Raw genomic sequence first — 15,180 nt, 5'->3', positions numbered from 1 at the left:
AATCGTTCAAGGAATCCGCCGATGACTGCTACTGCCATGCCGCCGGCGTCCGCGCCGCCGCCCGCTGCCCGCCCGCGGGCGTCCGACGCGTTCGTCGGGTACGTCCTGTCGCTGTGCGAGAACAAGGGGGTCCAGTCCGACCTGCGCACGGGCCTTGGCCAACGCGTGGAACGCTGCAACTACCTGCACCGCTACCTCGTACGCTGGCTACCCGAGCGCCCGCACCGCGACGTGCGCCGTGCCCACTACGCGGTAGCCGCATTGATCGCCGCCCGCCCGCGCGCCGCCCGCACCGCCGACGCACAACGCGCCACCTCTGCCGAGGCGCCTGGGTGGTATGCGCGGCCGAACCTCGGCGCCAGCCTGGCCGCCGCGGTCAACGCCCAGGTCATCAAGGCCGGTTCGGCCGAAGGCGACCTGCACTTGTTCGCCCGGCAGAGCAGCGACGCCCTCCACCAGCGGCTGCCCGCGCTGACCCGGCACCTGTTGAGCGGCGGTATCGCCCTGGACTGGGCGGTGTTGCTGGAAGACCTCACCTGGTGGGACCGAGACCGCGATCGCGTCGCCACCCGCTGGCTGGAGAGCTACTTCCGCACCGCCGCCCCCGAGGGCGCCACCGCCCCCGACACGGACGCCACCATCCCGGCGGCCGACATTCCCGACCTGCACGAGGAGAACCACTCATGACCGCCCTGTATCTGGACCTGAGCGCCACCCAGTCGGTTCCGGCCGCCAACCTCAACCGGGACGACCTCGGCTCACCCAAGACCGTCCGCTACGGCAACACCCCCCGCATCCGCGTCTCCAGCCAGTCCTGGAAACGCGTGATCCGTCACGGCGTCGAGCAGGACCTGGGCGAGAAGGCCGCCCGTACCCGCCTGGTCCCCCTCAAGGTCCGCCAGGCACTGGAGCAGGCTGGCTGGCCCGCCGACCTGGCCGCCTTCGCCGGGCAACAGGTCGCCGTCAGCGCCGGGAAGAAGGGCATCGGCACGGAGAAGGAGGGGCACACCTCGGTGCTGCTGTTCCTGCCGGAAAGCGGCCTGGACGAACTTGTCGCCGTCTGCGCCGAGCACCGCGAGCCCCTGGAGCAGAACCTGGCCAAGAAGAAGCCCGGACAGATCCTGCCGGCCGACCGCATCGAGGAGATCCTCAAGCGGCGTACCGCCTCCATCAGCCTGCTCGGCCGGATGCTCGCCGAACTGCCCGGCGCCAATGTCGACGGTGCCGCCCAGGTCGCCCACGCCTTCACCACCCACGCCGCCGAGCCGCAGCGCGACTACTTCACCGCCGTCGACGACTGGCTCGGCGAAGCCGACACCGGCAGCGGCCACCTGGACACCAGCGAGTTCAGCGCCGGCGTCTTCTACCGCTACGCCACCGTCAACATCACCGACCTGCTCAAGAACCTCGACGGCGACGACAAGGCGGCCCGTACCGTGCTGGGCTCCTTCGCCGAGCACTTCCTGCTCTCGCTGCCGCAGGCGAAGAAGAACAGCACCGCCCCGCACACCGTCCCCGACCTCGCCTACCTCGCCGTGCGCGCCCAGCGTCCGCTCTCCCTGGCCGCCGCCTTCGAAACGCCGGTCAAGGACAGCGACGGCGGCTTCGCTCCCGCCTCCCGCTCGGCCCTGGCCGCCTACGCACACCATCTCAACCGGCTCACCGGCAACCGGCACCGGCCCTTCCACGGCCACGCCACCGTCGACGACGGCACCACGGACCTGACCGCGCTCGGTGCGGCGCACGACTCCTTCTACGACCTGATCGACACCGCCCTGGAGGCGGCCCTGCCCGTGGCCGGGACGCAGGGATGAGCGGGCTCGTGCTGCGGCTGGCCGGCCCCCTGCAGTCCTGGGGGGAACGCTCCGCCTTCACCCCGGACCGCGACACCGCCCCCTTCCCCACCCGCTCCGCCCTCATCGGCATGTTCGCCGCCGCCGAAGGCATCACCCGCCACGACACCAGCGGCCTGGACCGCTATAGGGCACTGGAGTTCACCGTCCGCGTCGACCGGCCCGGCACCCGGCTCGTCGACTACCACACAGTCGGCGGCGGCCAGCCCAAAGACAACACCGCCGCCACCAGCGGCGGCAGCAACAAGGGCGCCGCCGTCATCACCCGCCGCCACTATCTGGCCGACGCCGTCTTCGTCGTCGCCGTCACCGGCCCCGACGAGACCATCGAGGGCATCGCCGGTGCCCTCCACCAGCCGTACTGGTCCCCGTATCTGGGCCGGCGCTCCTGCGTCCCCGACGAGCCCCTCATGCTGCACACCCACGCGTCCGACCCGGCCGCCGAACTGCTGCACCACGTGCCGCTCAGCCCAGACCCCACCCGCCCGATGCCGACGAACGGCACCGTCCCGGTCACCTTCCTGTGGGAGCGCCCCCCCGCTGCGACGGACGGGACCGACTCCCTCACCGTCAACGACGTTCCCCGCAGCTTCGCCCCGCACGGCCGCAGCCACGACCGGCGCCGCCTGTTCCGCACGGTGCACCACCTTCCCGTCCAGCTGGCGGCCAGCCCGCAGAGCCTGCACCGGCAACTGATCGACTACGCCACGAAGGAGGTTGCCGCATGAGCCCCCGCACGGCGCTCGCCCGCATCCGCCTCAACCCCCACAGCCGCGCCGTCCAGCGCGACCTGCGGGACCCCACCGACATGCACCGCAGCCTCATGCGCCTGGTCCCCGACCACCTCGGCACCTCCCCCCGCCAAACAGCCGGACTGCTCTACCGCCTCGACGAGACGCACACCACCAGCACCCTCCTCGTCCAGGCCACCACCCTCGACCCCACCCGCCTGCCCGACGACTACGGCCACACCCACGTCAAGGACCTCACCCCAATGTTCAACGCCCTGAAAAAGGGCATCGCCGTCCGCTACCGCATCGTCGTCAACCCGGTCAAAACCGAACGCCTCCCCCTGGGACAGAAGGGCCAGCGCGGCAAACGCATCCCGCTCACCGGCCCGGACGCCGACCACTGGTGGACCAGCCGCGCAGCCGAAGCCGGACTGGACCTGCGCACCCTGCTGCCCACACCCGCCGCCGCGGTACGTTCCCCGGCCAAAGGCGCCCTGCAAATGCGCCACCACCTGGTGCGCTACGACGGCACCGCCACCGTCACCGACCCCGACGCCCTCACTCACGCCGTACTCACCGGGATCGGACGCGCCAAGTCCTACGGCGCCGGCCTCATCAGCCTCGCCCCGGCAGCCACCACGTGAGCACACCCCACGGGGACGGGCAGGCCCGCAAGCGCCTGGCCGCCCCCACCCTCGCCATGCTCCCGCGCGTCGCGGACTCCCTGTCCTTCCTCTACCTCGACATGGTCCGCATCGTCCAGGACGACACCGGCGTCTGCGCCCAGATCAACGTCGACAAACACCGCACCGACACCGTCTACATCCCCACCGCCGCACTCACCTGCCTCCTCCTGGGCCCCGGCGTGTCCATCACCACCCGCGCCCTCGCCACCCTCGCCCGCCACGGAACCAGCGTCATCTGCACGGGTGCAGGCGGCGTCCGTACCTACGCAGGCGTCCTGCCCGACTCCCTCACCACCCACTGGCTCGAACAGCAAGTGACCGCCTGGGCCAACCCAGAACAGCGCCTGAACGTCGCCACCCGCATGTACGAGATGCGCTTCGGCGACGACACCGTCCCCCACGAAACCACCCTCGCCCAACTGCGCGGCATGGAAGGCCAACGCATGAAGGCCCTCTACAAACTCCACGCCCAAAAGCACGGCATCGGCCGCTTCCGCCGCAACTACCACCCCGACCAGTGGCACCAACAAGACCCCGTCAACCTCGCCCTGTCCGCCGCGAATACCTGCCTGTACGGCATCATCCACGCTGCTCTCCTGGCCCTGGGCTGCTCACCGGCCCTCGGCTTCGTCCATACCGGCACACAGCATGCCTTCGTCTACGACATCGCCGACCTCTACAAGGCCGACACGACCCTCCCAGCCGCCTTCTGCCTCCACCAATCAGCCAACCCCGAACAAGAAGCCCGACGAAAACTCCGCGAGGAACTCCGCCTCATCCGCCTCCTGCCCCGCGTCATCCGCGACATCCAAGCCCTCCTCACCCCCGGCTCCGACACCGACGACGATCCCACCGAGCGCCAGGACGTCCGCATGGTCCACCTCTGGGACCCGAAGACGGGAGTCCTCCCCGCCGGGGTGAACTACGCCCCCGACGGAGGCTGACATGCCCTCCATGCTCGTCATCGCCACCACCGCCGTCCCCGACCACCTCCGCGGCGCCCTCAGCCGGTGGACCAGCGAAGTGGTCCCCGGCATCTTCGTCGGCACCGTCTCCGCCCGCGTACGCGACCAACTCTGGAACGCAGTCACGGAAGTCGTCGGCGATGGCGCAGCCGTCCTCGTGCACTCGGCGCCAACCGAGCAGGGCTATGCGATCCATACAGCTGGTACTCGCCGCCGTGTCCCCATGTATTTCGACGGACTCACGCTGATGCGGATGACTGCGCCTCCGCCCGGCCCAAGCTCGGCAAATGGACGGCAAAGCCTGGGATAACCTGCAGGTCGCGAAGTGTGCTCCCCGCCGACGCGGGGGTGATCCGCTGGCCTGCGAGATCGCGGGCGTGCCGCTGTTGTGCTCCCCGCCGACGCGGGGGTGATCCGTTGGTCATCCGGTCCACGGCGGTCTGGCTGCGGTGCTCCCCGCCGACGCGGGGGTGATCCGCCACCGCGTCGGCGGCGTCGAGGTCGACCACGGTGCTCCCCGCCGACGCGGGGGTGATCCGAGGTTCGAGCAGCGCCAGGACCTCTTCCCCCTGTGCTCCCCGCCGACGCGGGGGTGATCCGCTCCAACACCGCGACCTCGACCGGGAGCCGGTGTGCTCCCCGCCGACGCGGGGGTGATCCGTGAAGTCGATCCGGACTGGCTTGGGAAAGCTCGTGCTCCCCGCCGACGCGGGGGTGATCCGGGTGGGTGGTGGCTACCGCGTGGTGCGCAGCAGTGCTCCCCGCCGACGCAGGGGTGATCCGTCATCCTCATGCTCCGGGCCGCCGTCGCCGTCGTGCTCCCCGCCGACGCGGGGGTGATCCGCCGACGTCGTCCGACGCTGGGAAACCGGGCTGGTGCTCCCCGCCGACGCGGGGGTGATCCGTAAAGCAGCGAGCTGCCGTGGTAGAGGCGGTAGTGCTCCCCGCCGACGCGGGGGTGATCCGTCGTCCCTGGCGCGGGCGACGACGTCGCCGATGTGCTCCCCGCCGACGCGGGGGTGATCCGCCAGGGCGCCACCGGAAGCCACCGCCAGGAGCGTGCTCCCCGCCGACGCGGGGGTGATCCGTCCACGAGGTTCCTTTCGCGAGGTCGTGGATGGTGCTCCCCGCCGACGCGGGGGTGATCCGTCGAGGGTGCTGGTCGTGACCAACTCGGCTTCGTGCTCCCCGCCGACGCGGGGGTGATCCGGTTCCAAGGTTCCTGGGGGCGAGTGGCATAACGTGCTCCCCGCCGACGCGGGGGTGATCCGTAAAAAGAACTACCCGCACTACCCGCACTACCGTGCTCCCCGCCGACGCGGGGGTGATCCGCGACCGGCGCGCTCTCCCACGTCGCCCACCAAGTGCTCCCCGCCGACGCGGGGGTGATCCGGGGTCGGGACGCCCGATCGGACTCGACAAGGGGTGCTCCCCGCCGACGCGGGGGTGATCCGGCCGGCGGAACCTCGGGCCGGGCGCGGCCGTGGTGCTCCCCGCCGACGCGGGGGTGATCCGCCGCGGGGCGAGGGGGAGGCGGCACCGGCCGGGTGCTCCCCGCCGACGCGGGGGTGATCCGAGGGCATCGAGATCCGGGAGAACACCGCCCGGGTGCTCCCCGCCGACGCGGGGGTGATCCGCTCAAGCGAGCCAGCGACGGAGCCACGGCCGCGTGCTCCCCGCCGACGCGGGGGTGATCCGCTGTCCGAGGCGATCCGGCGGGGGTTGGTAGCGTGCTCCCCGCCGACGCGGGGGTGATCCGTCCACCATCGCCGTCAACACGGCTGCGTGCGCGTGCTCCCCGCCGACGCGGGGGTGATCCGCGTTCACATCCGTCGCTGAGCCGTGCGGTCCGGTGCTCCCCGCCGACGCGGGGGTGATCCGTACATGATCAAGCTCGGTGCGCGGCCCGGGACGTGCTCCCCGCCGACGCGGGGGTGATCCGCTGCGCACGGACTTGTAGGTGAGGCCGGTGAGGTGCTCCCCGCCGACGCGGGGGTGATCCGCCGGCGGCAACCCGTCCGACTCCGCAGCCCACGTGCTCCCCGCCGACGCGGGGGTGATCCGGCGAACATCAGCACTGCACCCAGCGCGAGACCGTGCTCCCCGCCGACGCGGGGGTGATCCGCACATCGCGGCGGGCAGGCTCGCGCGGGTGTCGTGCTCCCCGCCGACGCGGGGGTGATCCGGAAATCATCGAGGAGCTGAGCAAGGAGGCGGGGTGCTCCCCGCCGACGCGGGGGTGATCCAGTGGGCCTGAGCCTCACGCAGCAGGGCGTCGGCGTGCTCCCCGCCGACGCGGGGGTGATCCAGTGGGCCTGAGCCTCACGCAGCAGGGCGTCGGCGTGCTCCCCGCCGACGCGGGGGTGATCCGTCCTCCGCCTCGGCTGCGGCGTACTCGCGCAGGTGCTCCCCGCCGACGCGGGGGTGATCCGCTCGGCTTCGACATCGACGACGCAGGCGAGGCGTGCTCCCCGCCGACGCGGGGGTGATCCGGTTTGGCACCAGTTCTCAGATGACCCGACCCAGTGCTCCCCGCCGACGCGGGGGTGATCCGGTCACCAGGTACGCGCGCCCGCCCTGTCGCAGGTGCTCCCCGCCGACGCGGGGGTGATCCGGTCACCAGGTACGCGCGCCCGCCCTGTCGCAGGTGCTCCCCGCCGACGCGGGGGTGATCCGCCGAAGAGGCCCGGTTCGCCGCCGTCGAGCAGGTGCTCCCCGCCGACGCGGGGGTGATCCGGTTCAGAGGCGGAACGTGTGGCGGTACTTCGTGGTGCTCCCCGCCGACGCGGGGGTGATCCGATGACGTGTTTGGGGGTGCGCTGGTCCCTCGTGTGCTCCCCGCCGACGTGGGGGTGATCCGCAGTTGGTCCTCTTCACCAACGTCCCGGTTGGCGATGCTCGCTCGTTGAGCAATGGCATGCAGGTTCTCCAGAAGTGGTGCAGCAAAAGCAATCTGGCCCGCGTGTATTCGGCGATCAACTCGGGAGGCTGACGGTGGACGGAATGATCGAGGTGGAGCGGAAGCGGTAGCTTCCCGACGGCGGGTAGCGTCTGGCCGCCCTGCTCGTCGAACTGGGCTGGCAGGCCGCGGGGCCGGTGACCGAGGTCGACACGTACTACTCGCGACCGGATGTCGACTGCATGGAGACGGTGGAGTGTCTGCGGGTGCGGCGGCGCGGCGACTTCACCTAGGTCACGTACAAGCCGCTGTCCACCGGCGCGACCCACAGCTCCGGCGGCGTGATCTCTAAGCCGGAGACGAACGTGGTCCTTGCCGACGCCGAGCAGGCCGGACTCGCGGACCGACTGCTGGAGTGCCTCGGGATGCGGCTGCTGGTCCGCGTGGAGCAGCGCCGCACTGCCTATCGTCACCCGGCGCACCCGGACGTGACGGTCAGCGTCGACGCGGTGGCCGGAGTCGGGACGTTCATGGAGACGGAGGTCATGAGTGCGGACGCGATCGCGGCGGCCGACGTGGTGGAGCGGGTCGAGAAGGAACTCGACGTGCTCGACTGCCCGACCGTGGATCTTCCATATCGTGATCTCGCAATGACCCGGTAGTCGCAGACGGCGCGGCGCCCCCAGCCTCGATGGCTGGGGGGCGTCGTCGTTAGTGTGGCGGTTCGCTGCTGATTGGAGTCCGCATGCCCTCTCCCCACATCGCGGGCGCGGTGATCGCCGATGCTGGCCGCGTGCTCCTGATCCGCCGCGCCTCCCCGGCTGGCGCCCTGCTGTGGACGTTTCCGTCGGGCAAGGTCGAGCCGGGCGAGTCGGGCGCCGAGGCTGCGGCGCGGGAGGCCGGGGAGGAGGCGGGCGTCACCGTCGAGCCGCTGGTGGTTCTGGGCTCCCGGCTGCATCCGGTGACGGGCTGGCGGGTGGTGTACGTGGCGTGCCAGCTGTTGTCGGGTGAGGCGTATCCGGCGTCGCCGCAGGAGGTGGCGGAGGTTGCGTGGGTGCCGCTGGTGAGGCTACGGGAGTACGTGCCGGGCGGCGTTTATCCGCCGGTGCTGGCGTATCTCGACGGGGCGCTTGCCCTGTAGTCCGTCTGGCTGAGCGCCCCTCGCCTCGCTGGCGGGGGCGCTCTGTATGCGTCCGGTTCGGGTCGCGCCGTGCGCTGCGCACGGCTAGGTCGTTATTCGAATTTCGGGCGCTTCAGGTAGGCCACGATTCTGTCGCCGTCGGTGCCGGGATGGTTGGGAATGACTTGGACCAGTTCCCAGCCGTCTGCGCCCCAGGTGTCGAGGATTTGCTTAGTTGCGTGCGGCAGTAGCACTGCGGTTGAGTACTCCCACTTTGTGAGTTCCGCGGTTCCGCCTCCTGTGGGGGCGGATATCGCCTCGGTTTTGTTGGAGGCTGTGGTCGCCGTGGGGTTTTTCGCTTTTGCCTGCTCGCTGGCTGGCAGCAGCAGGAGAAGCGCCGCAGCGATGGAACATACGAGCGCGGAGCTGAGTGACCACCATCGGAGGCGCGGGCTGAGGCGGGTGGACGTTGAGGGAGTGCGTTGTGGCATGGATGTCCTCCTTGATCGACAGCTAGGAGCGCGGCGGGGGTCTGGGTCAGGGGGTGCGCCTCTCCGCCGGGCGAACACGTGGCGACGCTAAGTGGACGCGGGCGGCAGCGGCCAACCAGTGGAGCCGAACGAGTGAACGAAGCTCGGCGCCGTTCGCGGTGTCGCGCGGCTGACCGCAGGGAAAGCCCCCACCTGGTATGTCCGGGTGAGGGCATCGATTTGTCTACACCGCCTACCCGGCCGCCGCTGTTGGGCCATGTGTGCCAGCCACGGCCGCGTGTCGTCTCGTCTGCCGCGTTTTGCCTGTGTGGGCGCAGGTGTCCCGTCCGATTGGCGCGGTGTGCCGGACCTGGCCGGGCCTCACGCTCGCGGTATGGGGGTCATCGATGAGGGGCCGCGCCGTTTGGGCGCCGATCAGACGTTCACGTGCCCGTTCTGCGGGTTGCCGCAGGATCGGGTGCCGACGTTGGAGCACGACTGGGTGCTGTTGGAGCCTGGGGTTACGGTTCTCGCCCATCTGGTGCCGGCGGAGTACCGGTGGATCACCGTGTCGGATGGCCAGGTGACGGTGTACGCGGTGTGTCCGCCGGATCCGGCGCAGCGGTGCCGCATCGAGCATCGACTGGCGTGTGCCGGCCAGGCCCTGCCGGATCTTTGGCCGTGGCTGACGGTGCTGCGGGAGGAGAATGCGCGGGCGGCGCAGCGACAGGCGGGCGGGGAGCCGGAGCCGGTGCCAGCGGAGGTCGAGTTGCCGGACACCGGCTGAGCACTACAGCAGCCCCGCCCGGCGATCGGGTGAGGGCTCTGTTGCGGGGGCGCGGCGATAGCCCAATGAGGTGGCGCGGATTCTAGCACTGAGAGTGGCTGTGGCAAACATGAATGCCGCTCTGACCTGGACTTTCTCGACCCGAACGCCTTCTCCAGGGATGCTCCGACAGGGTTAGATGAGGGCTAAAGCTGGTATACTTCTTCCTGTCGGAACGTTGCAGGAGCCCCTTGGTGGGCTGCCGGGAGCAAGGCCGGAACCAGGGAACTGGATCCCTCCACCCGTTGAGGTGGTTGTGGCCCCCGGGAGTCCCCCAGGGGGCTTTGTGCTGTAGCGGCGCAGCTCAGCGCTTGTGGACGAGGTCGCTCCACCAGACTCTGCTGGTGACGAAGCGAGGGTCCCCGATGACCTTCATGCCGTAGCCGAGGAGGCTTCCGCTGCGGGAGCGGTAGAGCTGCCTGCCCACGCGGAGCAAGTGCTCTGCGCACTGTGGGTCGGTCGGCTGACCGGTGAGGGCGCAGTTCAAGAATCCGGCATGGATGTCGGCGAGTTGGATGCCGTCACGACCGCTGTTTTCCCAGAGGGGCGGCCATTTGATGTGCCGCCAGGGCACGCCGTAGCGGTCGCCGGACTTGGCGTAGGCCAGGTAGTCGCGCGTGTCGGAGTGGTCCATGTGCTTGACGCTGTCCAGCCGAACGATGGCTTCTCGCGGGCCTCCGGGCCACTGCTGAGCGGCGTAAGCGACGCGTTCCAGGAGGAGTCGGCAGGTGTAGTTGTAGAAGACACCCTTGTCGGCGCGCATGCCAGCGTCAGCGTTGAGGCTGTTTTTGTGCGCCACGACGTGGACGAGGCGCGCCGAGGGCATGTTGGCCAGCACTTGAGCTGCCTGTTCACGACGGTCGGCACGCTTGGCCTTGAAGTGCTCCACCCAGTGGAGTGGCTTGAGGTGCTGCTGGGGCTGTGCGCCGTGGATAACGGCGCGCAGTCCGCCTGTGGCGACCTTGACGGTCCACTCGTCTTCGCGCGGGACGATGAGTGCGGTCATCGCGAAGAACGGTGACTTGGCCCGGCTGGCCTCGCTGAAGCCGCGGTCTCCGGTCTCGTCGACGTAGACGTGCAGCTTGGGCAGTTGACCGAAGTATGCGGGGGTGAGGATCCCGCTCATCCGGCCGCCTGGTTCAGCGCTGCCGGGAAGCGCGTCGTCGCGCTACGGTGGGAATGCACCACTGGAGGCCGAACTCCTCTGGTTCGCGCCCCCGGTGGTATCGGCCTCCGGGGGCTCGCTTCTGTCGATCGTCACCGTCCGGTCAACTCCCGTCACACGGCCGGTCAGATGACGTTACACCGGTTGGGCCGTTCGCCAGGATTCGATAACTGTCGAGCCAGACGAGCAGCGTCACGAGCGCGTCGGCGTCGGGCCGCTTGTCGTCGGCGAGGCGGGAGAACGTCGACGGGGAGACGTCGAGTGATCGGCGATCTGCCGCCAGGTCAAGCCCTGCTCCCGCCGCCGGATGGAGAGCCGGCGGCGGAGCTCGAGGGCGTCGGGCTGGTAGGCGCTCATAGCGTCTCTCCGCCCCACTGGCGGCTCGTCCAGTGGGCGCGGTCGTCGGCCCCGCATTCCTGCACGCTGGGCCCGGCGTCGTGCGCCCCGATCATCCGGTCGAGTCCGTGCAGGGCGCCGGCGAGTCCGGCAGCAATCCCGTTGTGGGGTGAGATCCGTAGTTCGTCGGGGAGGCTGGTGGCCTGGTCGCGGGCGACGGCCTGCGCGTGCTCGTTGGCGAGCCAGGGGCGGTAGCCGGTGCTCCCCGCCGACGCGGGGGTGATCCGGTTCGAGTCTGGTCGGTCATGTCGGGTCCTGTGTGCTCCCCGCCGACGCGGGGGTGATCCGCCGTGGCCGCCGAGGATCCTCTGGACCAGCCTGCGGAGTGCTCGGAAATAAATTCGACAGCCCCTGCTGTTGAGTGTCGGCCACACTGGCTGCACGGGAGGGGCGGTGCCGGACCTGAAGCTCTACAACACTCAAGGCGGCGTGACGGAGGTCATGCCGCGTCTTGCCGATGCCGAGGCCGATGTGCAGAGCCTCGTCGAGGCCAACATGGAGGCACTGCTCGGAGTCCGCTTCCTGGCGACCGAGTACAGCACTGGCCGGGTCCACGGCGGCCGGATCGACTCGCTGGGCCTCGACGAGAACGGGGCACCGGTGATCGTGGAGTTCAAGCGCGGCACCGACGCCGGGGTGATCCATCAGGGTCTCTTCTATCTGAGCTGGCTGATGGACCACCGGAGCGAGTACCAGCATCTGGTCCGTGACCGGCTCGGGGTCACGGCCGCGGCCCAGGTGCTCTGGAGCGAGCCCAGGCTGATCTGCGTGGCTGGCGACTTCACCCGCTACGACGTGCATGCCGTACGCGAGCACCGGCGCAGCATCGACTTGGTCCGCTACCGCTTCTTCGGCACTGAGCACTTTGGCCTTGAGACTGTAGCCTCCGTCACCGGACATGTAGCTGCCCCAAGGGCGGCCCGTCGACGGGGGACCATGGGGCCGAGTGCCCGCGGACGAGACGGGGCGATGGCGGAGCTGGCCGCTGCGGCCGACGAGGTCCTGCTCGGCCTCGGGGAGGGCATCACCCGGGTTCAGCGCAAGACCTACTGGGCCTACCAGCGGCTGCGGAACTTCGCCTGCGTCTGTCCGCCGCAGAAGACGAAGCTGCTCGTCTATCTCAAGGCGGATCCGAAGGGGGTCGACCTTGTTCCCGGGTTTACCCGGGACGTGACGGGGCTCGGCCACCACGGCACGGGCGGTCTTGAGGTGCAGCTTCGTACAGAGCGGGATCTGGAGCGCGCCCAGGACCTGTTCCGCCTTAGCTGTGCTGCGGCGTAGAGGCTTCTCCTCCGGCTGGCTGGTCCGGTGGAGTGCGTGGTTGTGGGCTGTCGTCGTAGTGCGGCCTCTCGATGTGGTGGTCAGGACGTGGCGGTGGACTGTTAATGAGTAATGCTCATGACCTGTGGATCGGCCTCGGGTTGGACGCGAAGGGCGTACCTTCCCGAGCGATCGACTTCTGGTCATCGAGTAGGCCGACCTTGCACGAGTTAATGATCTGCACGCCCTAACAGGGTCCGCGTGTTTGGCGCAGTTGCTGAGAGTGAACCGTGGCATGTACGCAGGTCATTGGCTCGGTGTAGCGCCCTCCTGGGGCTCGTCTGCCCGATCCATGGTGCTTGGGCTGTGGCGCTCGTGCTCGTCGTCCCAGACCTTCAGCAGTATGTGGTGGTCGGCACCGCAGGCGCGGGCGAAGTGGATGGTCAGTCGTCGGCTGGGGAACCGGTGGCCGGACAGCACGGCAGCGACGTGTGTCGGATCCGCCCCGATGAGGCGGACGAGGTCTTCGGTGGTCAGTCTGCTCTGGCGCTGGATCTGTTCCATGACCAGGCCGATATGGGTCGCTCGCAGGAGTGAGGCGCGCGGTGTTTGATGCATGTGCAGGACCCCGCGTGTGTTGGAGAGTCGGTGATCGGGTTGGTGAGGGGTGCTGTCTGAGCAGCACCCCTCACGGGTTGTCAGTGGGGCTGGTTGCCGAGGCTGTGTCCGGGCTGGTGGCGGGTGAGGCGCAGGGCGAGCAGGACGAGGAATCCGGCGGTGGTCAGCCAGTGCCCGTGCGGTTGGAGGGCCAACAGGTGGCCGGCTTGCGTCAGCGCGAGTTCGAGGCAGCTGCTCAGGCACGGCTCGCACACGCGGACGCGTGAGGAGCGGGGGCGGGCGTGGCGCGGTTTACCGCGTCGTCGCCAGGGGGAGGGGTCCATAGCGCTCTCCTGAATGGAGGGTTGTGGACACGGGCCCCGGCGAAGGATTCCCACATCACTGCTGCCGGGGCCTGGTGCCGCCCGGCCCTCTGGCCGAGTGCGAACGACGGTAGGAGAAGCGGGGCAGGCCGTCTGACGGTTCGCCACACCGGAGTGCGCTCGTGTGTACCCGCCGCGGTGCACGGTGCTGGGTTTGCCTGCTGCGGCCGTGTTTTGAGTGTTCGACTGCTGCCGTTCGTATGGGTTGGGTGTGCTTCTTCTTTGCGCTGGTGAGGGATCTCTCCATCTGGACGCGCTGACGCGGGTGAGGGCGTGTTCGATCGCGCTGCCGAGGGCGGGACCGCGCTCTGGTGGTGGTGTGACGATGCGGTGAACAGACCCGGTGTGACGGCGCATTTGCAGGCAGCTCGTCAGCTGATTCAAGACATTGTTGCTTCAAGCAGGCATATCTGTCGGAAGAGCGGTGATCCTCCTTGCGTCGGACCGAAATGCAATTGCATTCGGGCAACGGGGTGTTCGTTCACCGCAGGAGGTCGTCCGGTGGAGCAGCCGACGCGTGTTCAGGGCCGTCCCGCAAGCAGCAGCCAGCGAGGCGGGTTTGCCTGGTGGAAGAGTTCTTACAGCAATCCGCAAGGGGCATGTCTTGAAGTGGCGGATCCGTCGGATGGGCAGGTCTGGTTCCGTGACTCGAAGGTGTCCAGCGGACCTGTGATCGCCGTATCCAGGCGGGCGGCGTCCGCCTTCACCTCTGCCGCGGGGCGCGGTCAGCTGTAACCGGTCCTCGCGGGTGACGCCGTCCGGCTGTGTACGCACCTGCAAAGGCGTGTGTCCGGGGGGACTGCCGGCTGGGCATGGCCGTTGGAACCTGTGGTTCCGCGATCAGGCCCGTGCGCGGACGTACTCGCAAGCTCAAAAAGTCATTCAGTGCTCGACATTCCCGGTGACACGCCAGTAAGCAGGAGCACAATGCAAGTGCGTTTCCGCCGCTGACGTGGGCGGACGGTCGCGGGACGTCGGGAGGGCCATGGTGGGGGAGCAGTCCGAACCTGGGCACGGCAGGGGCACGGACTTAGGACAGGACAAGGCGCACAGCGCCCGGATGTACGACTACTTCCTCGGCGGGAAGACCAACTATGCCGTGGACCGGGAGGCAGCCGAGACCGTCATACGCCTCTTTCCCGCGGCAGAGACAGCGGCCCGCGCTAACCGGGCCTTCATGCACCGCGCGGTACGCTGCCTCACCCGGCTCGGAGTGCGCCAGTTCATCGATGTGGGTACCGGGATCCCGATGTCACCCAACCTGCACGAAGTCGCCCAGAGTGACGCACCCGACAGCAGGATTGCCTATGTGGACAACGACCCGATCGTGCATGTCTACTCCGACGCGCTCCTCGACAGCACACGCGAGGGCGGGACCTGCTACGTCCAGGCTGATGCGACCGAGCCGGCTGCCGTCATTGACGCGGTCAAGAGCGAGGGGGTCATCGACTTCGGGCAGCCGGTCGCGCTGAGCCTGCATGCCCTGCTGCAGTTCGTCACCGGCGATCACGAGCCCTACCGCATTGTGCGGCGCCTCATGCAGGAGCTGCCCTCGGGGTCCTTTCTGAGTCTGTCGCACGACACCGGGGACTTCGCGCCGGAAGCCTGGCAGGCCATCGTCGACACCTACGCGCAGCGCGGGACCCCCACCCAGGTACGCACCCGGGCGGAGGTGATGAGGTTCTTCGACGGTCTGGAGCTGATCGAGCCGGGCCTGGTCGTCGGGCACCGCTGGCGGCCCGAGCCTGGCAGTGGCCCCAGCCTGGTGAGCGACGCACAGGTATCCCTCTATGCCGGCGTGGCCCGTAAACCATGAAAGGAGGAGTCGG

At 69.3% G+C, this 15,180-nt stretch carries 16 protein-coding genes and 1 CRISPR repeat array; of the genes, 13 read left to right on the top strand and 3 right to left on the bottom strand.

What is annotated here, in order from left to right; genetic code table 11:
* Positions 1–21 precede the first annotated feature (21 nt).
* From casB to AB0I77_RS43375, 8 genes are all read left to right on the top strand, one after another.
* Positions 22–687 carry a type I-E CRISPR-associated protein Cse2/CasB gene (gene casB, locus AB0I77_RS43410; protein ID WP_363288387.1) on the top strand — a complete coding sequence of 222 codons (666 nt, stop codon included), beginning with the start codon at positions 22–24 and terminating at the stop codon, positions 685–687.
* Complete coding sequence (gene cas7e, locus AB0I77_RS43405) at positions 684–1,814, top strand: type I-E CRISPR-associated protein Cas7/Cse4/CasC (protein WP_363288386.1); 1,131 nt, start codon at positions 684–686, stop codon at positions 1,812–1,814. The genes casB and cas7e overlap by 4 nt, the downstream gene beginning before the upstream one ends.
* Entirely contained in the window at positions 1,811–2,581 is a 771-nt protein-coding gene (gene cas5e, locus AB0I77_RS43400) for a type I-E CRISPR-associated protein Cas5/CasD (RefSeq protein WP_363288385.1), read from the top strand. The genes cas7e and cas5e overlap by 4 nt, the downstream gene beginning before the upstream one ends.
* The gene (gene cas6e, locus AB0I77_RS43395) at positions 2,578–3,228 is read left to right on the top strand and encodes a type I-E CRISPR-associated protein Cas6/Cse3/CasE (protein ID WP_363288384.1); all 651 of its coding nucleotides are present in this window, start codon (positions 2,578–2,580) and stop codon (positions 3,226–3,228) included. Before cas5e ends, cas6e begins: the two co-directional genes overlap by 4 nt.
* A 56-nt stretch (positions 3,229–3,284) precedes the next feature.
* Complete coding sequence (gene cas1e / locus AB0I77_RS43390) at positions 3,285–4,214, top strand: type I-E CRISPR-associated endonuclease Cas1e (protein WP_363288440.1); 930 nt, start codon at positions 3,285–3,287, stop codon at positions 4,212–4,214.
* 1 nt (position 4,215) lies between these two features.
* Entirely contained in the window at positions 4,216–4,545 is a 330-nt protein-coding gene (gene cas2e, locus AB0I77_RS43385; protein ID WP_363288383.1) for a type I-E CRISPR-associated endoribonuclease Cas2e, read from the top strand.
* A gap of 17 nt (positions 4,546–4,562) precedes the next feature.
* Positions 4,563–7,095: direct repeats of the CRISPR family, unit length 29 nt; unit sequence GTGCTCCCCGCCGACGCGGGGGTGATCCG.
* A 347-nt stretch (positions 7,096–7,442) separates the two neighbouring features.
* Positions 7,443–7,796, top strand: a complete 354-nt coding sequence (locus AB0I77_RS43380; protein ID WP_363288439.1) for a CYTH domain-containing protein — start codon at positions 7,443–7,445, stop codon at positions 7,794–7,796.
* An 83-nt stretch (positions 7,797–7,879) separates the two neighbouring features.
* The gene (locus AB0I77_RS43375) at positions 7,880–8,275 is read left to right on the top strand and encodes an NUDIX domain-containing protein (RefSeq protein WP_363288382.1); all 396 of its coding nucleotides are present in this window, start codon (positions 7,880–7,882) and stop codon (positions 8,273–8,275) included.
* A 92-nt stretch (positions 8,276–8,367) separates the two neighbouring features.
* On the opposite strand, the gene AB0I77_RS43370 is transcribed toward AB0I77_RS43375, so the two are convergent.
* The gene (locus AB0I77_RS43370; RefSeq protein ID WP_363288438.1) at positions 8,368–8,568 is read right to left on the bottom strand and encodes a hypothetical protein; all 201 of its coding nucleotides are present in this window, start codon (positions 8,566–8,568) and stop codon (positions 8,368–8,370) included.
* Positions 8,569–9,118: 550 nt separating this feature from the next.
* Here AB0I77_RS43370 and AB0I77_RS43365 point away from each other — a divergent pair.
* On the top strand, positions 9,119–9,511 hold the full coding sequence (locus AB0I77_RS43365) for a DUF6083 domain-containing protein (RefSeq protein ID WP_363288381.1): 393 nt from the start codon (positions 9,119–9,121) through the stop codon (positions 9,509–9,511).
* A 343-nt stretch (positions 9,512–9,854) separates the two neighbouring features.
* Here the strand turns inward: AB0I77_RS43365 and AB0I77_RS43360 are convergent, their stop codons facing one another.
* Complete coding sequence (locus tag AB0I77_RS43360) at positions 9,855–10,676, bottom strand: DUF3800 domain-containing protein (protein WP_363288380.1); 822 nt, start codon at positions 10,674–10,676, stop codon at positions 9,855–9,857.
* An 828-nt stretch (positions 10,677–11,504) separates the two neighbouring features.
* Here AB0I77_RS43360 and AB0I77_RS43355 point away from each other — a divergent pair.
* Positions 11,505–12,392 carry a DUF5655 domain-containing protein gene (locus AB0I77_RS43355; RefSeq protein WP_363288379.1) on the top strand — a complete coding sequence of 296 codons (888 nt, stop codon included), beginning with the start codon at positions 11,505–11,507 and terminating at the stop codon, positions 12,390–12,392.
* Positions 12,393–12,737: 345 nt separating this feature from the next.
* Complete coding sequence (locus AB0I77_RS43350; RefSeq protein ID WP_363288378.1) at positions 12,738–12,968, top strand: hypothetical protein; 231 nt, start codon at positions 12,738–12,740, stop codon at positions 12,966–12,968.
* 101 nt (positions 12,969–13,069) lie between these two features.
* On the opposite strand, the gene AB0I77_RS43345 is transcribed toward AB0I77_RS43350, so the two are convergent.
* Complete coding sequence (locus tag AB0I77_RS43345; RefSeq protein WP_363288377.1) at positions 13,070–13,312, bottom strand: hypothetical protein; 243 nt, start codon at positions 13,310–13,312, stop codon at positions 13,070–13,072.
* Positions 13,313–13,624: 312 nt separating this feature from the next.
* On the opposite strand from AB0I77_RS43345, the gene AB0I77_RS43340 reads away from it, so the two are divergent.
* Together AB0I77_RS43340 and AB0I77_RS43335 are read left to right on the top strand one after the other, a co-directional pair.
* Positions 13,625–14,086 (top strand): DUF397 domain-containing protein, encoded by a 462-nt coding sequence (locus AB0I77_RS43340; RefSeq protein ID WP_363288376.1) that lies wholly within the window; start codon positions 13,625–13,627, stop codon positions 14,084–14,086.
* A gap of 250 nt (positions 14,087–14,336) precedes the next feature.
* Complete coding sequence (locus AB0I77_RS43335; RefSeq protein WP_363288375.1) at positions 14,337–15,167, top strand: SAM-dependent methyltransferase; 831 nt, start codon at positions 14,337–14,339, stop codon at positions 15,165–15,167.
* Positions 15,168–15,180 lie beyond the last annotated feature (13 nt).

This window comes from Streptomyces sp. NPDC050619, assembly GCF_040654815.1.
Taxonomy (GTDB): domain Bacteria; phylum Actinomycetota; class Actinomycetes; order Streptomycetales; family Streptomycetaceae; genus Streptomyces.
Note: the sequence above shows the minus strand (reverse complement) of the source record. Positions and strands in the feature narration are given on the sequence as shown.